Annotated in this window: 18 protein-coding genes; 13 read left to right on the forward strand and 5 right to left on the reverse strand. The window is 60.1% G+C overall.

The window, feature by feature from the left end:
• Positions 1-76: 76 nt before the first annotated feature.
• The 6 genes from TRL7639_RS05225 to TRL7639_RS05250 all read left to right on the forward strand — a co-directional run bounded on the left by TRL7639_RS05225 (position 77) and on the right by TRL7639_RS05250 (position 5,809).
• Positions 77-1,246 (forward strand): amidohydrolase family protein, encoded by a 1,170-nt coding sequence (locus TRL7639_RS05225; RefSeq protein ID WP_235820260.1) that lies wholly within the window; start codon positions 77-79, stop codon positions 1,244-1,246.
• 88 nt (positions 1,247-1,334) lie between these two features.
• On the forward strand, positions 1,335-2,084 hold the full coding sequence (locus TRL7639_RS05230) for a DUF3299 domain-containing protein (protein ID WP_235820261.1): 750 nt from the start codon (positions 1,335-1,337) through the stop codon (positions 2,082-2,084).
• Positions 2,074-3,258, forward strand: a complete 1,185-nt coding sequence (locus tag TRL7639_RS05235; RefSeq protein WP_085794706.1) for a carbohydrate porin — start codon at positions 2,074-2,076, stop codon at positions 3,256-3,258. Before TRL7639_RS05230 ends, TRL7639_RS05235 begins: the two co-directional genes overlap by 11 nt.
• A 163-nt stretch (positions 3,259-3,421) precedes the next feature.
• Positions 3,422-4,489 carry a Hint domain-containing protein gene (locus tag TRL7639_RS05240; RefSeq protein WP_085794707.1) on the forward strand — a complete coding sequence of 356 codons (1,068 nt, stop codon included), beginning with the start codon at positions 3,422-3,424 and terminating at the stop codon, positions 4,487-4,489.
• A gap of 175 nt (positions 4,490-4,664) precedes the next feature.
• Positions 4,665-5,285, forward strand: a complete 621-nt coding sequence (gene rpsD / locus TRL7639_RS05245; protein WP_085794708.1) for a 30S ribosomal protein S4 — start codon at positions 4,665-4,667, stop codon at positions 5,283-5,285.
• 191 nt (positions 5,286-5,476) lie between these two features.
• Entirely contained in the window at positions 5,477-5,809 is a 333-nt protein-coding gene (locus tag TRL7639_RS05250) for a TraR/DksA family transcriptional regulator (protein WP_085794709.1), read from the forward strand.
• Between the two features lie 3 nt (positions 5,810-5,812).
• On the opposite strand, the gene TRL7639_RS05255 is transcribed toward TRL7639_RS05250, so the two are convergent.
• Positions 5,813-6,274, reverse strand: coding sequence for an Lrp/AsnC family transcriptional regulator (locus TRL7639_RS05255; RefSeq protein WP_085794710.1), 462 nt, complete (start codon positions 6,272-6,274; stop codon positions 5,813-5,815).
• A gap of 102 nt (positions 6,275-6,376) precedes the next feature.
• Between TRL7639_RS05255 and TRL7639_RS05260 the strand changes: the two genes are divergently transcribed.
• From TRL7639_RS05260 to TRL7639_RS05275, 4 genes are all read left to right on the forward strand, one after another.
• Positions 6,377-7,792: an aminotransferase class V-fold PLP-dependent enzyme gene (locus TRL7639_RS05260; protein ID WP_085794711.1), complete on the forward strand. Its 1,416-nt coding sequence runs from the start codon at positions 6,377-6,379 to the stop codon at positions 7,790-7,792.
• A gap of 64 nt (positions 7,793-7,856) precedes the next feature.
• Positions 7,857-8,942 carry a histidinol-phosphate transaminase gene (gene hisC / locus TRL7639_RS05265; protein ID WP_085794712.1) on the forward strand — a complete coding sequence of 362 codons (1,086 nt, stop codon included), beginning with the start codon at positions 7,857-7,859 and terminating at the stop codon, positions 8,940-8,942.
• Positions 8,939-9,859, forward strand: coding sequence for a prephenate/arogenate dehydrogenase family protein (locus tag TRL7639_RS05270; protein ID WP_085794713.1), 921 nt, complete (start codon positions 8,939-8,941; stop codon positions 9,857-9,859). The genes hisC and TRL7639_RS05270 overlap by 4 nt, the downstream gene beginning before the upstream one ends.
• Positions 9,856-10,728, forward strand: coding sequence for an extensin-like domain-containing protein (locus TRL7639_RS05275; protein ID WP_085794714.1), 873 nt, complete (start codon positions 9,856-9,858; stop codon positions 10,726-10,728). Before TRL7639_RS05270 ends, TRL7639_RS05275 begins: the two co-directional genes overlap by 4 nt.
• Here the strand turns inward: TRL7639_RS05275 and TRL7639_RS05280 are convergent.
• Entirely contained in the window at positions 10,725-11,726 is a 1,002-nt protein-coding gene (locus tag TRL7639_RS05280; protein ID WP_207559638.1) for a DUF2125 domain-containing protein, read from the reverse strand. The two genes, TRL7639_RS05275 and TRL7639_RS05280, sit on opposite strands and share 4 nt — an antisense overlap.
• Before the next feature lie 68 nt (positions 11,727-11,794).
• On the opposite strand from TRL7639_RS05280, the gene TRL7639_RS05285 reads away from it, so the two are divergent.
• From TRL7639_RS05285 to TRL7639_RS05295, 3 genes are all read left to right on the forward strand, one after another.
• Positions 11,795-12,325 (forward strand): gamma-glutamylcyclotransferase, encoded by a 531-nt coding sequence (locus tag TRL7639_RS05285; RefSeq protein ID WP_085794715.1) that lies wholly within the window; start codon positions 11,795-11,797, stop codon positions 12,323-12,325.
• 72 nt (positions 12,326-12,397) lie between these two features.
• On the forward strand, positions 12,398-13,576 hold the full coding sequence (locus tag TRL7639_RS05290) for a biopolymer transporter ExbB (protein WP_085794716.1): 1,179 nt from the start codon (positions 12,398-12,400) through the stop codon (positions 13,574-13,576).
• Positions 13,577-13,580: 4 nt separating this feature from the next.
• A complete protein-coding gene (locus TRL7639_RS05295; protein ID WP_085794717.1) occupies positions 13,581-15,632 on the forward strand; it encodes a peptidoglycan -binding protein in 2,052 nt (683 codons plus the stop codon).
• A 3-nt stretch (positions 15,633-15,635) separates the two neighbouring features.
• Here the strand turns inward: TRL7639_RS05295 and TRL7639_RS05300 are convergent, their stop codons facing one another.
• Genes TRL7639_RS05300 through clpA form a run of 3 tightly spaced genes read right to left on the reverse strand, consistent with a single transcriptional unit; the run spans position 15,636 to position 19,466 of the window.
• The gene (locus TRL7639_RS05300; protein ID WP_085794718.1) at positions 15,636-16,151 is read right to left on the reverse strand and encodes a DinB family protein; all 516 of its coding nucleotides are present in this window, start codon (positions 16,149-16,151) and stop codon (positions 15,636-15,638) included.
• 31 nt (positions 16,152-16,182) lie between these two features.
• Positions 16,183-17,142, reverse strand: coding sequence for a M23 family metallopeptidase (locus tag TRL7639_RS05305; RefSeq protein ID WP_085794719.1), 960 nt, complete (start codon positions 17,140-17,142; stop codon positions 16,183-16,185).
• Positions 17,142-19,466, reverse strand: a complete 2,325-nt coding sequence (gene clpA / locus TRL7639_RS05310; RefSeq protein WP_085794720.1) for an ATP-dependent Clp protease ATP-binding subunit ClpA — start codon at positions 19,464-19,466, stop codon at positions 17,142-17,144. Before clpA ends, TRL7639_RS05305 begins: the two co-directional genes overlap by 1 nt.
• Positions 19,467-19,515 lie beyond the last annotated feature (49 nt).

Below are 19,515 nucleotides of genomic sequence, written 5' to 3' on the forward strand. Positions count from 1 at the left end.
GAACGCCAGCGTTCTGGTCGAGGGCAATCTGATCAAGTCCGTTTCAACCGAAGCGATTGATGCACCCAACGCCACCATGATTGACGGGGGCGGGCGGACGTTGACGCCTGGATTTATAGAGAACCACGCGCACCTGATGCTGATGGGCCCGTCATTGTCAGCAATGGAGGCCAACACGACCTGGGAAGACTTTGGTATTCATGGCACGCGTATGGCCGAGATGTACCTTATGCAGGGGTTTACAACCGTGAGAGATGCCGGAGGTGCCAATGGTGGCCTTCGCCGTGCAATCGACTCGGGTCAGATCGCAGGGCCTAGATTTTATCCGTCTGGAGCCTTTCTTGGAACGCGTGGCGGTCACGCTGACTTTGCAACCTTCACCTCACCGCCGGGTGGGTCTACGAATTTTGGTCGCTTGAATTTGTCACAGGAAATCACTGGTGTTGATGATGTGTACGTGTATGGGCGCAACAACTTCCGCATGGGGGCCACCCAACTGAAATTCATGATCTCGGGCGGTGTGGTGTCAGCATTTGATCCCTGGCAGCTGTTGGCCGGTGCTCCTGAGGAAATCGCAGCAGCCGTACAAGTTGCCAGCGAATACGAGAGCTATGTGATGGCCCATGCCTATCGCAAAGAAGCGATTATGAATGCGCTCAATGCGGGCGTCATGTCGATTGAGCACGGGTTTTCGTTCGATTGTGACATCGCGGAGGTGATGGTTGAAAAAGGCGCTTATATCACGACCAACTTAACGGCTTTCGATCCCGGTCTTTTGGATGTCCCCGCCGTCAAGAATCAGCCGTCCAGTCTGGCAAAAGCAAAATCAGCTTCTGCCACGTTCGCAAACTACATTCCCAACATGAAGAAGTGTCCTGTACCGCGAGGTTTTCAAACAGACTGTGTCGGTTCGGTTGAGGCCTGCAATATTCAAGTCGCCTATGAAAAGCATCTCAACAACGAGTTTTTTGGCCCGTTTCAGTCGATGATTACTTTGACATCAATCGGCGGTGAAATCGCGCAGCTTAGCGGCAACTTTATGAACCCATACCCTGACGCGAAACTCGGCGTCATCGAAGAGGGGGCTTATGCCGATATTTTGCTGATTGACGGCAATCCGCTTGAGGACTTCACGGTGGTGGGGACAGGTGACAAATGGTTTGGCGCGGATCCGCGCCCCGAAAGCCCCGAAACCATTCGGCTGATCATGAAAGACGGCGTGGTCTACAAGAACACGCTGAACTGATCCCGCTGACCCAATCCCGCTGACCCAATCCCTCGGTGCGGCGTGGGCATTTCGGTGTCTGCGCCGCGCCACTGACAGGACGTGAGATATGCTTAAGTTTCTTTCCCTGAGTGTGCTGCTGCTTGGCGCGACTGTTGCCCATGCTGAACGCGGGATGCTGGATTGGGCGGATCTGATTGATGAGGCCGCCCAAAGCTATGAAGACCCCTATCGGGATCTGAGCGCGGAACAGCTCACGGCACTGGTAGAAGTTGCGACCATGCAGTCGCAGTTGGCGGCAACCTTGGACGATGATCAGCGGAGCGAGCTAACGCAGCGCCTGACTGATGTAAAAGTTGCATTTGCCGAGGATGGAATTGATGCCGATTGGCTTATTGCGCAGCGTTGGGTCGTGGCCGAGCGTCGGCGGAATGCGGCCTGGGCCGGGGATCAGGCTGTGGATGGTCAGACTGTAACCCTGGGGGGCTATGCCATCCCGGCACCTGCGGATCAGGATGGGGTTCCCACTCTGTATCTGGTGCCCGAGCGCGGCATGTGCAGCCACATGCCTCCGCCTCCGCCGAACCAGATGGTGCGCGTGCGCCTGGTCGGCGATTGGCGACCTAAGACCATCTATGAACCCGTACGTCTGACGGGGCAGATGACTGTCGTACCGACCGAGCGTGAGGTCATTGTTGTTGACGGGCCTGTGCGCATGCAAGCTGCGTTCACGATGGAGGCGATCGAGGTTGAGCCGCTGGCATTCACGGGCCAGACATCTGCAGAAGGCAACGCTTGGGCGGAGCAGATGGCACAGCGGTTGCGTGGAGTTAAAGGGCAGGACTTGAATGAAAACTAGGATTTCCGCAGTCGTGGCCCTGTTGGTGTGGTCGGCCGTTCCAGCGATCGCGCAAAGCGGAGGATTGAACGGTCCCTCCTCGGTCGGGGCAGAGCTGGATGGCGACGGGCTGACCGCCCCGCAGTATCGCTCTACCTTTCCAAAGAACGTGGTGCCGGGGTGGTTTGCCTGGAAGGACCGTCTCGCGGAAAAGGGGTTTCGCTTCAGCATCGACTATTTGACCCTTGGCCAGTCGTCGGATTCGAATGTGGGCAATGGTCGTGCAGGCGGCGGTATTGCGCGGTTCTATGGGGCTTGGCAGGCGACGGAACAGGGGTCCCTGACCTTCAAGATAGAGCATCGCCACGCCTATGGCACAGTCGCTCCGCAGTTTCTGGGCCTGAACGGGGGCGCCTTGTCGATCACGGGCACGGCGTTCAATGACAACGGAACCATGCTGACGAACCTGTTCTGGACGCAGCGAGCTGCCAATGGAAATTGGACGCTGCAATTCGGCCAGATCGACGTCACTGATTTTGTGGATGTCTATGGTCTGGTCAGCCCCTACACCGGGTTTCAAAACCTTGCGTTCAACACCAACCCGACGATCAACGCGCCAAACCCTGGGCTGGGAATCGCGGGCGGCGTCAAGCTGGGGTCGAATTTCTATGCGGTGGCCAGCGTGGCCGATGCCAATGCCGACCCCACCAATCCGGATTTTGACGTCTTCAGCCATGGCAATCTCTTCAAGAGCCTCGAGATCGGCTATACCTCGGGCTTTGACCGGATCTATTTCGATAACGTGCATATGACGTTGTGGCATGCGGATGCCGCAGATGATGGCAGCCGGGCCGAGGATTACGGCGCGGCCTTTTCTGCCGCCTGGTTCATCGACAACCAGTGGATGCCGTTTGTGCGGGCCGGCTGGGCCAAAGGCACGGCTGCGCTCTACGAGCGATCATTTTCGACCGGGATCGGATATTATGGGCGCAACACCGACTTGGCGGGGGTGGGGCTTAACTGGGCTGAGGCCCGAGGGGGTCCAGGGACGCAGTTCACGACCGAGCTGTTCTACCGGTTCTCGATCTCTCCGAATTTCCAGATCACGCCGTCGCTGCAATACATCGACAACCCTTTGACCTCAGCTCAGAGCGGGTTTGCCATTTTGGGGCTGCGGGCGCGGGTCGTCTTCTGACGCTATTCGGAGTCAAGTTTTCTTTGGTTTCTGCATGCTCTCACCCTGACACTGCGGTATTAAGAACACGCTGTAGTATTCTGTAATTATGTGACTTCCTTTGAGGCCCCTAAATTGTTAACGGTTCCTCAATAAAAAAATACAAAGGCAGGCATACAGGCAGATGAAAACGGGCTTTCGTGGCACGTTCGTCATTTCCTGGTCGCAAACAGATCTCGACGGCCTTGAGGCTGCTCCGCTGGATTCGCTTTCGGTGGGTGCGGTGTGGTCGTGGCACGGTGAGGCAGTGCGCGTGGATGGACCCACGGGGCTGTTGCGATTGGATCATGCGGACGGTGAAGATGCGCTTCGGAAACGGGCTGCACGCAAAGTGCGGCGCATGGTGGGCGCGGCGGTACAACACAGATCGGACATCGACGAGATCGAGTTCGACGAACCCTTGGCGGATCAAAGCTTTGTCGTCACCAATGGAGCGCAGAGTTATACTGTCACGGTGATTGACCCTGAAAACGGGGCAGCGCCACTGTTGATGTTTTTGGATCAAATTCCCCCGCGCAATACGGACCTGTGGGTCGTGCATCACTCGCTGTCGCCGCCGACACAACCGGTGCATGCGGACACCAGCGGGCGCGGGGTCATCTGTTTCACGCCGGGCACGCGCATCGCGACGCCGACAGGCCCCCGCCTGGTCGAAGAGCTGCGCGAAGGTGACAAAGTGCAGACCCGAGACAGCGGACCGCAGCAGATCCAATGGATTGGTCATCGCCGAATGAGTGGTGCGCGCCTTTTTGTCATGCCCAAACTGCGACCTGTGCGCCTGCGGATGGGGGCCTTGGGCATCGACCGCCCGGATGCCGAACTGTTGGTGTCGCCCGAGCATCGGATGTTGGTGAAGGGCGCTGCGGCACAGGCGTTGTTCAACACCTCTGAGGTGCTGGTGCCTGCCCGAGAGCTGGTGAATGGCTCGACCATTTCAGTGGATCTGACGGTGCGTCAGGTGACCTATATCCACCTGCTGTTGCCCAGCCATCAGATCCTGTGGGCCAATGGTGTGGAAACCGAAAGCTTCCACCCTGCAAATGCGGCTTTGACCTCGCTCACGGATGAGGATAGGGCGCGGCTTCTGGGACAGATGCCGGGTCTTGAAACCGACCCATACAGCTATGGCTCTTTTGCCCGCCGCAATCTGACGGACACGGAATCTGCGCTGTTGCGGCACGAGGCGGCTTGAGCGCCAAGAAAACTTGCCAACTGTTGTTGACTCTGGGGGCCGCGCGGATATAAGCGCGGCTTCATTGGTGTTGGTGGCCCTCGCAAGGGGATCCCTGTCATGTCTGCAAAGGCAAGAGGACAACGCCCTTCATAGCAGCCCACCAGGGCCGCGACCCTAACGAAGGAGATCAGCCGTGACCAAACGCACGTCTGCCAAGTACAAAATCGACCGCCGCATGGGCGAAAACATCTGGGGCCGTCCCAAGTCGCCGGTCAACCGTCGCGAATATGGCCCCGGCCAGCACGGTCAGCGCCGCAAGGGCAAACTGTCCGACTTCGGTATCCAGCTGCGCGCCAAGCAGAAGCTCAAAGGCTACTACGGCGACCTGACCGAAAAACAGTTCCGCCGCATCTATGCCGAAGCTGTTCGTGTGAACGGCGACACCGGTGAAAACCTCATCGGTCTGCTGGAGCGTCGTCTGGACGCGGTTGTTTACCGCGCCAAGTTCGTTGCAACCGTGTTTGCTGCACGTCAGTTCGTGAACCACGGCCACGTCAAAGTGAACGGCAAAAAGGTCAACATCCCCTCCTACCGCGTCAAAGAAGGCGATGTGATCGAGGTGCGTGACAAGTCCAAGCAACTGGCTGTTGTGATCGAGGCAACCGGCCTGGCCGAGCGTGACGTTCCGGACTACATCGAAGCCGACCACTCGAAAATGACCGCCACTTTCGTGCGCACCCCCGGTCTGGGCGATGTGCCGTACCCGGTTCTGATGGAACCGAACCTGGTCGTCGAATTCTACGCGAAGAACTAAGTCGTTTACGCTTCATACAGGAAAGCATCGAAGGGCGCGTTCGACCGAAGGGAGAGGCAGCGCCGTTCGATACGGGCCAAGCGTACAATGACTGTCTTCGCTGACAGACAGATTTCAGAAAGACCGTGCTTTTGGTGCGGTCTTTTTTTGTACTCTTGCTTGAGCGGGGCATGGCGTGACACCCTGTGGGCATGAACCCCGAACACTTCCGTTCCCTGATCCTGGAAAGACTGGCCGCACTGGATGCTGACGACGAGGTTGGCAAGCAGGGTCAAGCCATCGTCAAGCTTGATCAGACCAGTGTTGGACGCCTCAGCCGGATGGATGCCCTGCAACATCAAGCCATGGCGCAGGCCACCGCCCGCAGGCGAGAGGTCGAGCGGATGCGTCTGAACGCGGCACTGGACCGGATCGAAAATGATGAGTTCGGATATTGCACCGATTGCGGTGAAGCCATCCCTGTTCCGCGCCTTGAGGCTGACCCCGGCATCGCCCGTTGTGCAGAGTGCACGCGCGGGGCTTGAAGTCTACAACGGTAGCGGCCGCCCCTCTGCAATCGCCTCCATTGCGAAATAGGATGTCACGCTGTCCAGTTCGACCTTTTCGATCAGCCGCTGATACACCTTGTCGTAGGACGCCATGTCTTCGGTCACGACCTTGAGCTGATAGTCATAGTCGCCCCCGATACGGTGAAAATCGACCACCTCGGGGATGGTCAGGACGTGGCTGCGAAAGGCCTGCAGCCACTCGGCCGAATGGTGCCGCGTGCGCAGCATCACAAAGACCACCAGGTTCAACCCCAGCTGCTGCCGGTCGATCCGCGCGGTGGACCCTTGCAGCAGGCCGCTGTCGTTCAGCGCCTTCAACCGCCGCCAACAGGCGTTTTGCGACAGGCCGACGCGATCGGCCAGCTCTCGTTGGGACAAGCTGCCGTCCTTTTGCAGTTCGCGCAGCAGCTTGATGTCAATATGATCGAGTGATTTTTGCATTTCAGATCATATGACCCAAAAATTTCCAGCTTCAAGCAAAAACTGAGTAAGTTTTCTCAGGACAACAATATCACATTGGTCTCTGTAATAGGAGCCCACGCCATGACCCTGACCCATTTCCGCGACACCATCGAAGCCGCTACTCACGACAACACCCTCGCGGATGGGCTGATCGGAGAGACTGTTCTGATCCCGGGTCTGCATGGGGACGTGCCGCTTGTTTATGCGGATTACGTTGCTTCGGGGCGCGCGTTGCGCCAGGTCGAAGACTATGTGGCCACGCATGTGTTGCCGTTTTATGCCAATAGCCACACCGAAGCCTCTTATTGCGGTTCCTACATGACTCGGTTGCGTCGAGACGCGCGCGCCGAGATTGCTCGCCTTGTTGGTGCCACGGAAAAGGATGCGGTTATTTTTGCCGGTTCTGGCGCCACGGCGGGTCTCAACCGGCTGGTCAGCTTGATGGGAGTTGAGCAGGCTGACCGGCCGGTTGTACTGATCGGGCCGTATGAGCATCATTCGAATATTTTACCCTGGCGCGAAAGCCGCGCGCAGGTGGTCGAAATTCCCCAAGGGGACGGCGGCGGGCCGGATCTGGCTGCGCTTGAGGCCGCGTTGATCGAACACGCAGCGGCTGATCTGATCATCGGCAGCTTCTCGGCCGCGTCGAACGTGACGGGCATCATCACCGATCCCGATCCTGTGACCCGGTTGCTGAAACGCTATGGCGCCTTGTCGGTTTGGGATTATGCCGGTGGTGGGCCGTATCTGCCCATGTCCATGGGGCAGGGTGCCGTACGCAAGGATGCTATCGTTGTTTCTCCACACAAGTTTCCGGGCGGTCCGGGGGCCTCGGGCGTGTTGGTTGTGAGCAAGGGCGCGGTCAAGCGTGATTGCCCAAGCTGGCCAGGTGGCGGGACGGTGTCTTTTGTCTCGCCCTGGCGGCATGACTATTCCGACGACCTGGCGGTGCGCGAAGAGGCGGGAACGCCCAATGTCATCGGCGATATCCGGGCAGCTTTGGCCTTTATTGTCAAAGACGCGGTGGGGGCCGATGCGATCGCTGCACGCGAGGCGAAATACAACCAGATGGCGCTGGACGGCTGGGCCGACAACCCGCATCTGACGCTTTTGGGCACGGGTGCCGCACATCGCTTGCCGATCTTTTCATTCCTGGTGCAGGACACATCCGGCGCGCCGGTGCACCAGCAGCTGTTCACCCGGATGCTGAGCGACATCTACGGCATTCAGGCCCGCGGCGGCTGCGCCTGTGCAGGGCCTTACGCACACCGTCTGCTGGGCATTGACCGCGAGATGTCGGATGCTCTGCATGCGGATCTGGAAGCTGGCCGAGAGTTGCGAAAGCCAGGATGGGTGCGGCTTAATTTCTCTTATCTGATGAGTGAGGAAACAGTTCAGTTCATCATCGACAGCGTCAATGATCTGTCCCGCCGAACCGAGGAGTATGCGCCGTTCTACAACGTCGATCCAGCGACGGCGCGGTTCAAGGCCGCGTGACGGTTTTGCCGCTTTTCTACAAGGGGTGAGACCGGTATGAGAGGGCATCCAAGGGAGCCCCGACATGAACAAACTCACCCCGCAGCCCGGCATAATGGACATCGCCCTGTACCAAGGGGGCGCGGCCCATGTGAAGGGCGTCGAGAATGTCATCAAGCTCAGCTCGAACGAAAACCCGTTTGGGCCTAGCCCCAAGGCGATTGACGCCGTGCGCGACAGTGCGGCGGACCTGCATCGATATCCCAGCACCGACCATGGCCCGTTGCGGGCGGCCATCGGCGCGCAGCATGGGCTGGCCCCCGATCGCATCATCTGCGGTGTCGGCAGTGACGAGGTGCTGCAATTCGTGGTGCAGTGCTACGCCGGTGTGGGGGATGAGGTGATCTATACCGAGCACGGGTTTTCCATGTATCCGATCCTGGCCCGCGCTGCCGGAGCCGTTCCGGTGCAGGTGCCAGAGCGCGACCGGATGGTGGATGTGGACGCCATCCTATCGGCCTGCACCGACCGTACGCGTGTGGTGTTCCTGACCAATCCGGGCAACCCGACGTCGACCATGATCCCAGAGGCCGAGGTGATGCGCCTGGCCGCCGGTTTGCCAGAGCGCGTGATCCTGGTGGTGGATGGGGCCTATACCGAATACGTCGATGGTTTTGACGGCGGCGCGGCTGTCGTGGATGCCCATGAGAATGTGATCATGACCCGCACCTTCTCGAAAATTTACGGTCTGGGTGGCATGCGCGTCGGCTGGGGCTATGCGCCAAAGGCGATCATCGATGTGCTGAACCGGGTCCGCCAGCCGTTCAACCTGTCTGCAACCGCTCTGGCCGCGGCCGAGGCTGCGGTGCACGATCAGGGCTATGTTGAACACTGCCGGTCGGAAAACTCGCGCCTGGGTGCCTGGCTGGCAGAAGAACTCGCCAAGCTTGGCGTACCGTCGGATCCGTCAAACACGAACTTCATCCTTGCCCGCTTTGCCGATCAAGCCGAGGCCGAGGCCTGTGACGCTTATTTGCAGCAGCAGGGGTTGATCGTGCGGCGTGTGGCTGGATACAACCTTCCAAACGCCCTGCGCATTACCGTGGGGGATGAGGTCGCCTGCCACCGTGTGGCGCAGGCCATCACAGAATTTAAGGAGCGCAACAAATGAGCCAGGTGTACGACCGCGTTGCGTTGATCGGCCTGGGTCTGATCGCGTCTTCGATGTTCTGGGCGATGAAACGTGCAGGTTTGGCTGGCGAAGTGACCGGATATGCGCGCTCGGCGGAAACTCGGGAGACCGCGCGCCAGATTGGATTGTGTGATCGTGTTTGCGACAGTGCAGTGGAGGCGGTCGAGGGGGCAGATCTGATCGTGCTCTGTGTGCCGGTTGGGGCCATGGGCGCTGTGGCGCAGGAAATCTCTGCTGCGTTGAAACCCGGTGCGACCGTAACGGATGTGGGCTCGGTCAAGCGCCATGTGATCCAAAGCGTCGCGCCACATATCCCCGAGGGCGTGCATTTCGTGCCAGCCCACCCGCTGGCCGGGACCGAGCATTCGGGGCCGGAAAGCGGTTTTGCCGAGCTTTACGACAATCGCTGGTGCCTGCTGGTGCCCGCCGAAGGGTCAGATCGCGACGCCGTGGAAAACCTGCGCGCGTTGTGGGAAGGCATGGGCGCCAACGTCGAAGAGATGGACGCCGATCATCACGACCTTGTACTGGCCGTAACCAGCCACGCGCCGCATTTGATCGCTTATACGATGGTGGGTGTTGCCGATGATCTAAGCCGTGTGACCGACAGTGAGGTGATCAAATATTCCGCCGCCGGTTTCCGGGACTTCACACGCATCGCGGCGTCGGACCCGACGATGTGGCGGGACGTGTTCCTGACCAACAAAGACGCGACGCTGGAGATTTTGGGCCGTTTCACCGAAGAACTCTTTGCCCTGCAGCGGGCCATTCGGACCGGTGATGGCGAGCAGTTGTTCGACTATTTCACCCGCACCCGCGCGATCCGGCGCGGTATCATCGAGGCGGGGCAGGACACCGACGCACCCGACTTTGGCCGCGGGAAAGCGGCGCAATGATCGTTCGGGCGCTCTTTCCCGCAACTCTGGCGGCGGTTTTATCCGCCCTGCCAGTTGCGGCGACGGCGCCCGAAACTTCGCTTAGGCCACAGGCACGGACCACGCAAACCGTGGCCGTGTCGGCGGCCGTACAAGAGGCCTCTGTCCAGGTGGCGGCTGCCGAAGCTGCCGCCTTTGTCGTCAGCAGTCGCGCCCGACCGGTGTCGCGACCCGTTTCGGATCAGCTGGTGCAGGTGGCCGCCCGTCCTGCTGATCTGCCGTCCTTGGGCCCTGATGTATCGCTGCGCCCCTACATGCGACCCAAAGCGGTCGAGGAAGAGGCATTTTTCAAGCGGCGAAAGAAGCGCAAGGGGTCGGTCTGCGGCAACATCGAGATCCAGGGGCAGGCCGCGGGCGACATTCCGGGCAAGATCCGGGGATGTGGAATCACGGATGCGGTGCGGGTGACCTCGGTGTCTGGTGTAAGGCTCAGTCGTCCCTCATTGATGACCTGTGACACGGCACGCAGCCTGAACAAATGGGTTGATCGGAGCGTTATTCCGACGTTCCGACGCCGTGGTCCGGTGGTCGAACTAAAGATCGCGGCGCATTATTCCTGTCGCACGCGGAACAATCGCCCGGGGGCCAAGATTTCGGAACACGGCAAGGGCAGGGCGATCGACATTTCCGCCTTTCGCATGAAAGACGGCGAAGAAATCACGGTGCTAGAAGGGTGGAAACGTGGTTCGACCCGCAAGATGTTGCGCCGTGTGTGGAAAGCGGCCTGCGGTCCATTTGGAACTGTTCTGGGACCAAATGCTGATCGCTATCACCGCGATCATTTCCATTTGGACACCGCCCGCCACAGGGGCGGAGCATACTGCCGCTAACGCAGGATCAAACGCGGAGCGGGACCGATCGGCAGTGGGCCGAGGGCGACAAAACCATCCCGGAAATTCAACTGCACATCCAAAGCGCTTGGGTTGCCGCCAAGGCTCGCCAACATGTTCAGAACACGTTCGGCAGGATCAACCGCCTGAGGTGGGATGGCCCCGGCAGCTTCGGCCATGGCCAGCATCTCGCGCCAGTTCTCGGCTTTCAGCGCGATTTCACCGGTGGGAATGCCCTGCGCATCAACGTCCAGCTTTCCCGCCGCAAAAAGACGTAGCTCGCCCCAATGCAGCTCCGCCAGTTTCAGGTCAATCGCCACCGGCTGAGGGCGCTTTTCCTCAAGCGCGCTGCGGTCCCACTGTTTGTCAAACTGAACGGCGGTATCCAGTTTCAGCGCATCAAAACTGCGCGGCAATACGGTCGAGCTTGCCAGAATGCGGCGTATTTCCTCGCCCGGTGTGAAATCTGCGGCGTCGACCGTGATCTCATAGGTTTCCACCTGCTCGGTTTGCACCATCGACAGGGTCAGATCATTGGCGTTGGCAATCGGTCCTTTCGGGCCGGAAATCGACCAGTCATCCGCTGTCAGCGCCAGTCGATCCAAGGCCAGAGCGATGCCGGGATGAAGATGAAAATCCGCCTGCATGTCCTGCGCTTCGATCACCAGTGTACGGTCGAAGTAAGACAGGCGCTGCGGTGTCGGGGCAAATCGCATCGTTTGCCGTCCTGGCCAAATTGCGGGGCTGTCCACTTCCAGCCAATCGGCCTGCCATGCGGTGCCAGTGGCGGGATCGGCCAATGCGGGACTGGTTAGCATCGTGCGGTGACGCGTGGGATAGCCCGACGTCTCGATGGTGGCATAATCCGCCTGCCATCCGCGTTCGCCCTGCGTTGCAAACCACCCTTCGATGCCGGACCGCAGGCCAAAGCCTGCGATGTACCAATAGGCCGACCACAGCAAACCCAGAACAATGACAACCCGTATCAGCCGCAACATGTGCAAAGGCCCCTTTTTCCTGCTCGTGTTTTGATGTTTATAGGCCGAAACAGGCAAGGACCAGCACCATGACGATGTGGGTATTCGGATACGGATCGCTTTTGTGGAACCCGGGCTTTCCCGTGGCGCGCAGTGAGCTGGCGACACTGCACGGATATGCGCGGTCATTCTGCATGAGCTCAATCCACCATCGGGGGACCGAGGACAAGCCCGGCCTTGTGCTGGCGCTGGATGAGGTGGCGGATGCGCATTGCCGGGGGCTGGCACTGGCGGTAGAGCCGGGCCACGAGGACAAGACCCTGGCCGAGTTGCGTGAACGCGAGTTGGTGTCGTCGGCCTATCTGGAGCGGATGCTGGATGTAGAGCTGGACGACGGCAGTGTCGTGAATGCCGTCACCTATGTCATCGACCCCGACCACGTGCAGTATTGCGGCGGGATGGAGCTGGAACGGCAAGCTCAGATTATCGCGCACGCCGTAGGGGGCCGCGGGCCAAACACCGAATATCTTTACAACACTGCCCAACATCTGACCGAAATCGGCCTGAGCGACGCAGATCTGGATTGGCTGTCGGACCGCGTGCGTGTGCTTTCGGCATAAATCCTTGGCGCAGCGGTCAATTCTTCGCTAGGTTCAGGCCAGAGCAGACAACCCATGTCAGGAAGACCGCGCATGGCGCACCAAGAACAAGAGACGAGACCACAATTCTCGCAACCGATCCAACAGATCGTCACCATGCTGATCGTTCTGGGCCTGTCAGGTGCAGGCGCGTTTCTGGCGCTTCCGCGAGTTTTGCCGGTGTTTGAGGCGAACCCTTACCTGAACGGGTTCATTGTCTTTGTATTTGTCATCGGGGTACTGGCCTGTTTCTGGCAGGTGCTGCAGCTCATCGGCTCGGTCCGCTGGATCGAGGCCTTTGCCGTGGGCGAGCACAACGCCAATGTGGTGCCGCCGCAATTGCTGGCACCGCTGGCCTCGCTCTTGCGGTCGCGCGGTGCAAGGATGCAGCTGGGGTCATCCTCGACCCGCTCAATCCTGGATTCGGTGGCTCAGCGGATTGATGAGGCGCGGGAGATTACGCGATACATCGTCAATCTTTTGATTTTCCTTGGCCTTTTGGGGACGTTCTATGGTTTGGCCACCACGGTTCCTGCCGTCGTTGACACCATTCGCAGCCTCGCCCCGCAAGAGGGCGAAGAGGGGATCGCCGTTTTCAATCGCCTGATGACCGGGCTCGAGGCGCAGTTGGGCGGCATGGGGGTTGCCTTTGCGTCGTCCCTCTTGGGGCTCGCCGGGTCGCTGATCGTTGGACTTTTGGAACTCTTTGCAGGGCACGGTCAAAACCGGTTCTACCGCGAGTTGGAAGAGTGGTTGTCTTCGATCACCCGCGTGGGCTTCAGCTCGGGCGATGGTGAAGAGGGCGGCGTTGATACTGGTGCCATCACCAACGTGATGGACCACATGGCCGAGCAGATGGAAGGTCTGCGCGCCATGTTCGAAGCCTCGGACAAATCGCAGGCTGAGGTGAACGCACGCCTCGGCCATTTGGTCGATGCGATCAGCGCCATGAGTGACCGGGATGCGCAGACCGAGGGCACCATTGCAGCGCTCGACCGGGTCGCGGCAGGGCAGGACGCTTTGGTCGAGATCATGCGCACCCAGGGCCAGCACGAAGGGTTGGATGCCGAAAGCCGGATGCGCCTGCGCTCGATCGACGTGCAGATGCTACGCATCCTGGAAGAGATTTCAGCGGGTCGTCAGGAAAGTATGACCGAGCTACGCAAGGATATTGAGTTGCTCGTAACAGCCATGTCGGCAGGCCGCGCACCCTCGCCACGCAGCGGGGATTGATTCCATGCCCCTGTCACGTCGTACGGGTCAAAGGTTCCAAGGGTCGATCTGGCCCGGTTTCGTAGACGCGATGACGGGACTATTGCTGGTTCTGATGTTCGTTCTGACCATCTTTATGGTGGTGCAGTTTGTCCTGCGAGAGACGATTTCAGGCCAGGAAACCGAGTTGGACGCGCTGTCGGCCGAGGTGTCGGCCCTGGCTCTGGCACTTGGATTGGAAGAGCGTGAAAGCAACCAACTTGAGGCGCGGTTGGGGGCTCTCAATTCGACCCTCAATCAGGCACAGGATAATCTGGATGCCGCACAGTCAGAACTGGCGGAACGCGCGTCGATCATTGCCTCGCTGACCGCCGAGCGGGATGCGCAGCGGACGGCTCTGACCGAGGCCGAAACCCGGATCACCGGATTTGAGGCCCAAGTTGCGGCCCTGTTGGCGGATAGGGACCGGGTGCTGTCAGATATTGCCACGTTGCAGCAAGAGCGCGATGCGCTGGACCAGGCACGCGCTGATCTGCTGACGGAACAAGAGGCGCTGAACCTGGCGCTTGCGCAGTCGCGCAGCGAGATTGACGCCCAAGTCGAGGCCGCACGATTGGCGGCCGCCCGCCGCGAGGCGCTCGAGGCGCTGGTGGCCGACCTGCAGAAAGAAGGCGAAGAGCGCGCGGGCCGCATCAACACGCTTGAACAGCAACTGACCGATGAAGAGGCGGCCCGCCTGGCCGAGGCCGCCGCAGCCGAAGCCCTGCGCGAACGCCTGCAAAACGCGGATACCGAGCTGACGGCGATGACGCTGGCGTTGGAACAGCAGCGTCAGGAAGCCGAAGATACGCTGACCTTGTTGGCGGCAGCCGATGCTGCACGTGACGCCCTGCAACAAGAGCTGACGCAGGCCTTGGAGCAGATCGATATTGCCAAGGCCCAAGGCCGCGAACGCGACGAATTGGCCGAAAGCCTGACCCGTACTTTGGCCTTGATGGAAGCAACACAGGCAGCGCAAACCACGCAAGTCACCGAATTGGAAGCGCAATTGGCTCTGGCGCAAGCTGATCTTGAGACCGCGCGCGCTCAGACGGCAGGGACCGAAGAAAGCAAAGCCGAAGTCGAGGCGCGCCTGCTACAAGCGTTGGACGCCCTGGAGCGTGCGCAAACGGCGGCCTCGGATCAGGAGCTGTTGCAAGCCCGTCTGTTGGCAGCTCTCAATGCGCAGGATAACGCCAGCCAGGAAGCTGACAGTCAACGCAATCTGGCCGAGGAGCGCGCCATTCTTTTGGCAAAGGCGCGTGAAACTCTTGCGGCCGAGCAAGAGATTTCAGCCGAGGCGCAGCGACAGACAGCGCTGCTCAATCAACAGGTCGCGGCCTTGCGCTCGCAGCTTGGCGGGTTGCAGGCTTTGCTGGATGACTTCAAGGACCGGGACGCGGCGGCACAGGTTCAGTTGCAGACCCTTGGGCAGGATTTGAACGCCGCACTGGCCCGCGCCGCCTCTGAGGAGCGCAAGCGTCGCCTGCTGGAAGAGGCGGAACGCCAGAGGCTCGAAGCCGAGGCCATCAAACTGGCAGAAGAGGCCCGCGCGCTGGAGGCTCAGGCCAAGGATCTAGAGCAGTACCGATCCGAATTTTTTGGCCGTTTGCGGGGTCTTCTGGGCGATCAAGAGGGGGTTCGGATCGAGGGCGACCGTTTTGTGTTCTCGTCCGAGGTTTTGTTCGATCCCGGCAGTGCCGATCTGTCCATCGACGGTCAGTTCGAAATCGCCAAGGTTGCCCGCATCCTGCAATCCATCGCCAGCGATATCCCCACCGAAATCGATTGGGTGATCCGCGTGGATGGCCACACCGATAACGTGCCGCTGTTCGGCTCTGGCAAATACGCTGACAACTGGGAGCTCAGCCAGGGCCGTGCTCTGTCCGTGGTTCGCTACATGGTCGAGTTCCTGGGCATCCCGCCGGATCGTCTGTCGGCAAACGGATTTGGTGAATACCAGCCGTTGAACACCGCAGACACGCCCGAAGCGCGGGCCCAAAACCGGCGCATCGAGCTGAAACTGACGGAAAAATAAAGCTCAGAGCGCGGCGTAGCTGTCTGGCATGAAGGGGATATCGGTGTCCCCCGGGCGCGCGCCTGCGGCTGTCAACATGGCGTGGATCTGGCCCCGGTGGTGGGTTTGGTGATTGAAGAACTGCATCACCAGCAGGGCTTTCGGTTTGGTTACGTCGCGTTCAATCGCCCCGGAATACCAGCTCAGATCGCCGTTGAACCAGGCCTCTGGCACCTCTTTGGCCCAGGCCAGGATCTGCTGGTCCAGATCTTTGCGACGGGTGCAGTACGCTTCCCAGTCTGGCAGATATTGGGCGGAATCCGCTATCGCCAGATCAGGAGGCTGGATGTCCGCAAAACGGCTGAACCAGATTGTATCGCCCCAGGCGAGGTGCGAGAACGTCTGCTGGATCGAACCGAAAAAGGCGCCGTGATCCTTTTGGCGTTCGGCCTTGGACAGCGTGTTGGCTGCGGTGATCAGATTGTCGTTTTGCCATAGATTGTAACGCGCCATGGCTTGGCAATAGGCGGGGTTGGGCATGGGATGCACCTGTCTGGTTGTCGGGGGGGGATCAGTCGATCGTCGCTTGGGTCGCGGCGCGGCTCAGCACCTGGCCATCGCGGATCATGGTCACGATGCCATCATATTCGCCGCTTGGCCAGCGCGTCTTTTTCAATCTCTTGCCATAGGCGCGAAAGAACCGCGCCAAGTTCTTTTCCAGCACCGAGTCGTAACTGGCCATCAACCCTTCGGGCCCGTGGATTTCGATCCGGACAATGTCGCCTTTGCGGCCACCATAGGCGAACCCATAGAGAACCAAGGCACCCGATTCCGGTGACATTTGGGTCTGTTTCGCGGTGCCCGTGTGAACCTCTTCATAGTCGGGCACACGGTCGGCGAACCCGGCCTCGATCAGGGCGCCGGGCAGGTAATCGGGAACAGAGCGCCACAGGTTGCCGCCCTCGACATCGCAGGCGGCAACATCGCCTGTGTTGAACGGATCTACCACATTGCCATTGTGGCGCACCGACATGTGCAAGTGCGGGAATTGGGTTTTGCCGCTCAACCCGATCTCACCCAGCACCGTGCCGCGCTTGACCTTGTAGCCGGTGCGCACCCGGACCGATCCCTTTTTCAGATGGCAGTACTGCGTTTCCCACCCGTCGTCGTGCCGCACGACAACGCCGTTGCCGCATTCCTTGCCCTTGACGTCCTTGGCATTGTCGATGGTGTAGAGCCGATCTTCCATGCCATCACGCACGCCGCGCACCACACCGGGTGCGGCGGCGATGACATTCACGCCGTCCCGCATCGCTTGCAGGGTGGGAAGCGAGAAATCGGTGCCCTTGTGGCCGTCATAGGCCAGGTTGCCGCATTGATAATCGCGATAGCCATCCCCGGCGTCGCGGTCGACATATTGCTGGATGTGGCAGGTTTCACCCAGGACACAATCAACGGGCAGGGTCAAAACAGGTTCGCTCGCCGCAGGGAACGCGGCGAGCGACATAAGTGCGATCAGCGCCGCACGCATTAGTCCGCGGTCAAAAGCGGAGGCTTGTCGCCCGAAATGCGCGGCTTGTCCGGGCCGTCGATTTGCAGATCCAACTCGCCGTCCTTGACACCCACACGAACGACGCCGCCCTTGGCCAGTTTGCCAAACAGCAGCTCTTCGGCCAGCGGCTTCTTGATGTGTTCCTGGATCACGCGACCCAGCGGACGGGCGCCCATCTTGTCGTCATACCCTTTGTCGGCCAGCCAAGCAGCAGCGGGGCGGGTCAGTTCGATCGACACGTTGCGGTCCATCAACTGCGCTTCAAGCTGCAGCACGAACTTTTCGACCACCTGCAAGATGACTTCTTTCGGCAGCGGCGCGAACGAGATCACGGCATCCAGACGGTTGCGGAATTCGGGTGTGAATGTGCGCTCGATGGCGGCGGTGTCCTCACCCTCGCGACGATCACGGGCAAAGCCGATGGCGGCCTTGGCCTGTTCCTGCGCGCCCGCGTTCGAGGTCATGATCAGCACCACGTTGCGGAAGTTCACCGTGCGGCCGTTGTGATCCGTCAGTTCGCCGTGGTCCATGACCTGCAGCAGGATGTTGAACACATCCGGGTGCGCCTTTTCGATCTCGTCGAGCAGCAGGACACAATGCGGGTGCTGGTCGACTCCGTCAGTCAGCATGCCACCCTGATCGAACCCGACATATCCCGGAGGGGCACCGATCAGACGGGACACCGCATGCTTCTCCATGTATTCCGACATGTCAAAGCGCAGTAACTCGACACCGAGCGTGTCCGCCAATTGCTTTGCAACCTCGGTTTTCCCGACGCCGGTGGGGCCGGCAAACAGGTAGTTGCCGATGGGCTTTTCAGGCTCTCGCAGACCCGCACGGGCCAGTTTGATGGCGCTGGACAGGGCCTCGATGGCGTTGTCCTGACCAAAGACCACACGTTTCAGGCTGGCCTCAAGATCCTTGAGCACCTCGGCGTCGTCCTTGGTGACGTTCTTGGGCGGAATGCGGGCGATCTTGGCCACAACGGCCTCGATCTCTTTCACACCAATCGTCTTGCGACGCTTGCTTTCGGCCACCAGATGCTGCGCGGCTCCTGCCTCGTCAATGACGTCAATTGCCTTGTCGGGCAGTTTGCGGTCGTTGATGTAGCGCGCCGACAGTTCAACCGCGGTCTTGATCGCATCCGCAGTGTACTTGATGTCGTGATGCTCTTCGAAGTAGGGCTTCAGACCCTTCAGGATCTTCACGCTGTCCTCAACCGTGGGTTCGTTCACGTCGATCTTCTGGAACCGGCGGCTCAGGGCGCGGTCCTTTTCGAAATGCTGGCGGAATTCCTTGTAGGTGGTCGACCCCATTGTGCGCAGCTTGCCGCCCTGCAACGCAGGTTTCAGCAGGTTCGAGGCATCCATCGCACCGCCCGAGGTGGCACCGGCACCGATGACAGTGTGGATCTCGTCGATGAACAGCACGGCGTCGGGGTGGTCCTCAAGCTCGGTCACAACCGCTTTCAGACGCTCCTCAAAGTCGCCGCGATAGCGGGTGCCAGCCAACAGCGCGCCCATGTCGAGCGAATAGATCGTCGTGTTCGACAGAACCTCGGGCGTGTTGCCGTTGACGATCTTGCGGGCCAGCCCCTCGGCGATCGCGGTTTTACCCACGCCCGGATCACCCACCAACAGCGGGTTGTTCTTGCGGCGGCGGCAGAGCACCTGAATGCAGCGCTCGACCTCGGAGTCGCGCCCGATCAGCGGGTCAATATCGCCTTCACGCGATTTCGCGTTCAGATCGACGCAGTATTTGGCCAAGGCGCTTTCTTTTTGTTCGCCCTCGGTCGTCGCGGTGTGCACCTCTTCTTCGGCGTCAGTCGCTCCAGACACCGGGCGGCTTTCGCCGAATTCGGGGTCCTTGGCGACACCATGGGCGATGAAATTCACTGCGTCATAGCGGGTCATGTCCTGCTCTTGCAGGAAATAGGCGGCGTTGCTTTCGCGTTCGGCAAAGATCGCGACGAGCACGTTGGCGCCGGTGACCTCGGTCCGACCTGACGACTGTACATGGATCGCAGCGCGCTGGATCACACGCTGGAAAGCGGCCGTGGGCACCGCCTCGGATCCGTCTATGTCCGTGACAAGGTTCGACAAATCCTCGTCGATAAATTCAACCAGGGTGCTGCGAAGCTCGCTTAAGTCCACGCTACAGGCCTTCATGACGCGCACTGCATCAGGCTCGTCCAGAAGCGCCAGAAGCAGATGCTCTAGCGTGGCAAATTCGTGACGCCGTTCGTTGGCAGCGGCCAGGGCTGCGTGAATGGCTTGTTCAAGTGTGCTCGAGAATGAAGGCACGCGGGTGCTCCTCTGTCTTGGGTCGGGCGGGGCGTGGGATGGAGGCACC

Source organism: Falsiruegeria litorea R37, from assembly GCF_900172225.1.
Taxonomy (GTDB): domain Bacteria; phylum Pseudomonadota; class Alphaproteobacteria; order Rhodobacterales; family Rhodobacteraceae; genus Falsiruegeria; species Falsiruegeria litorea.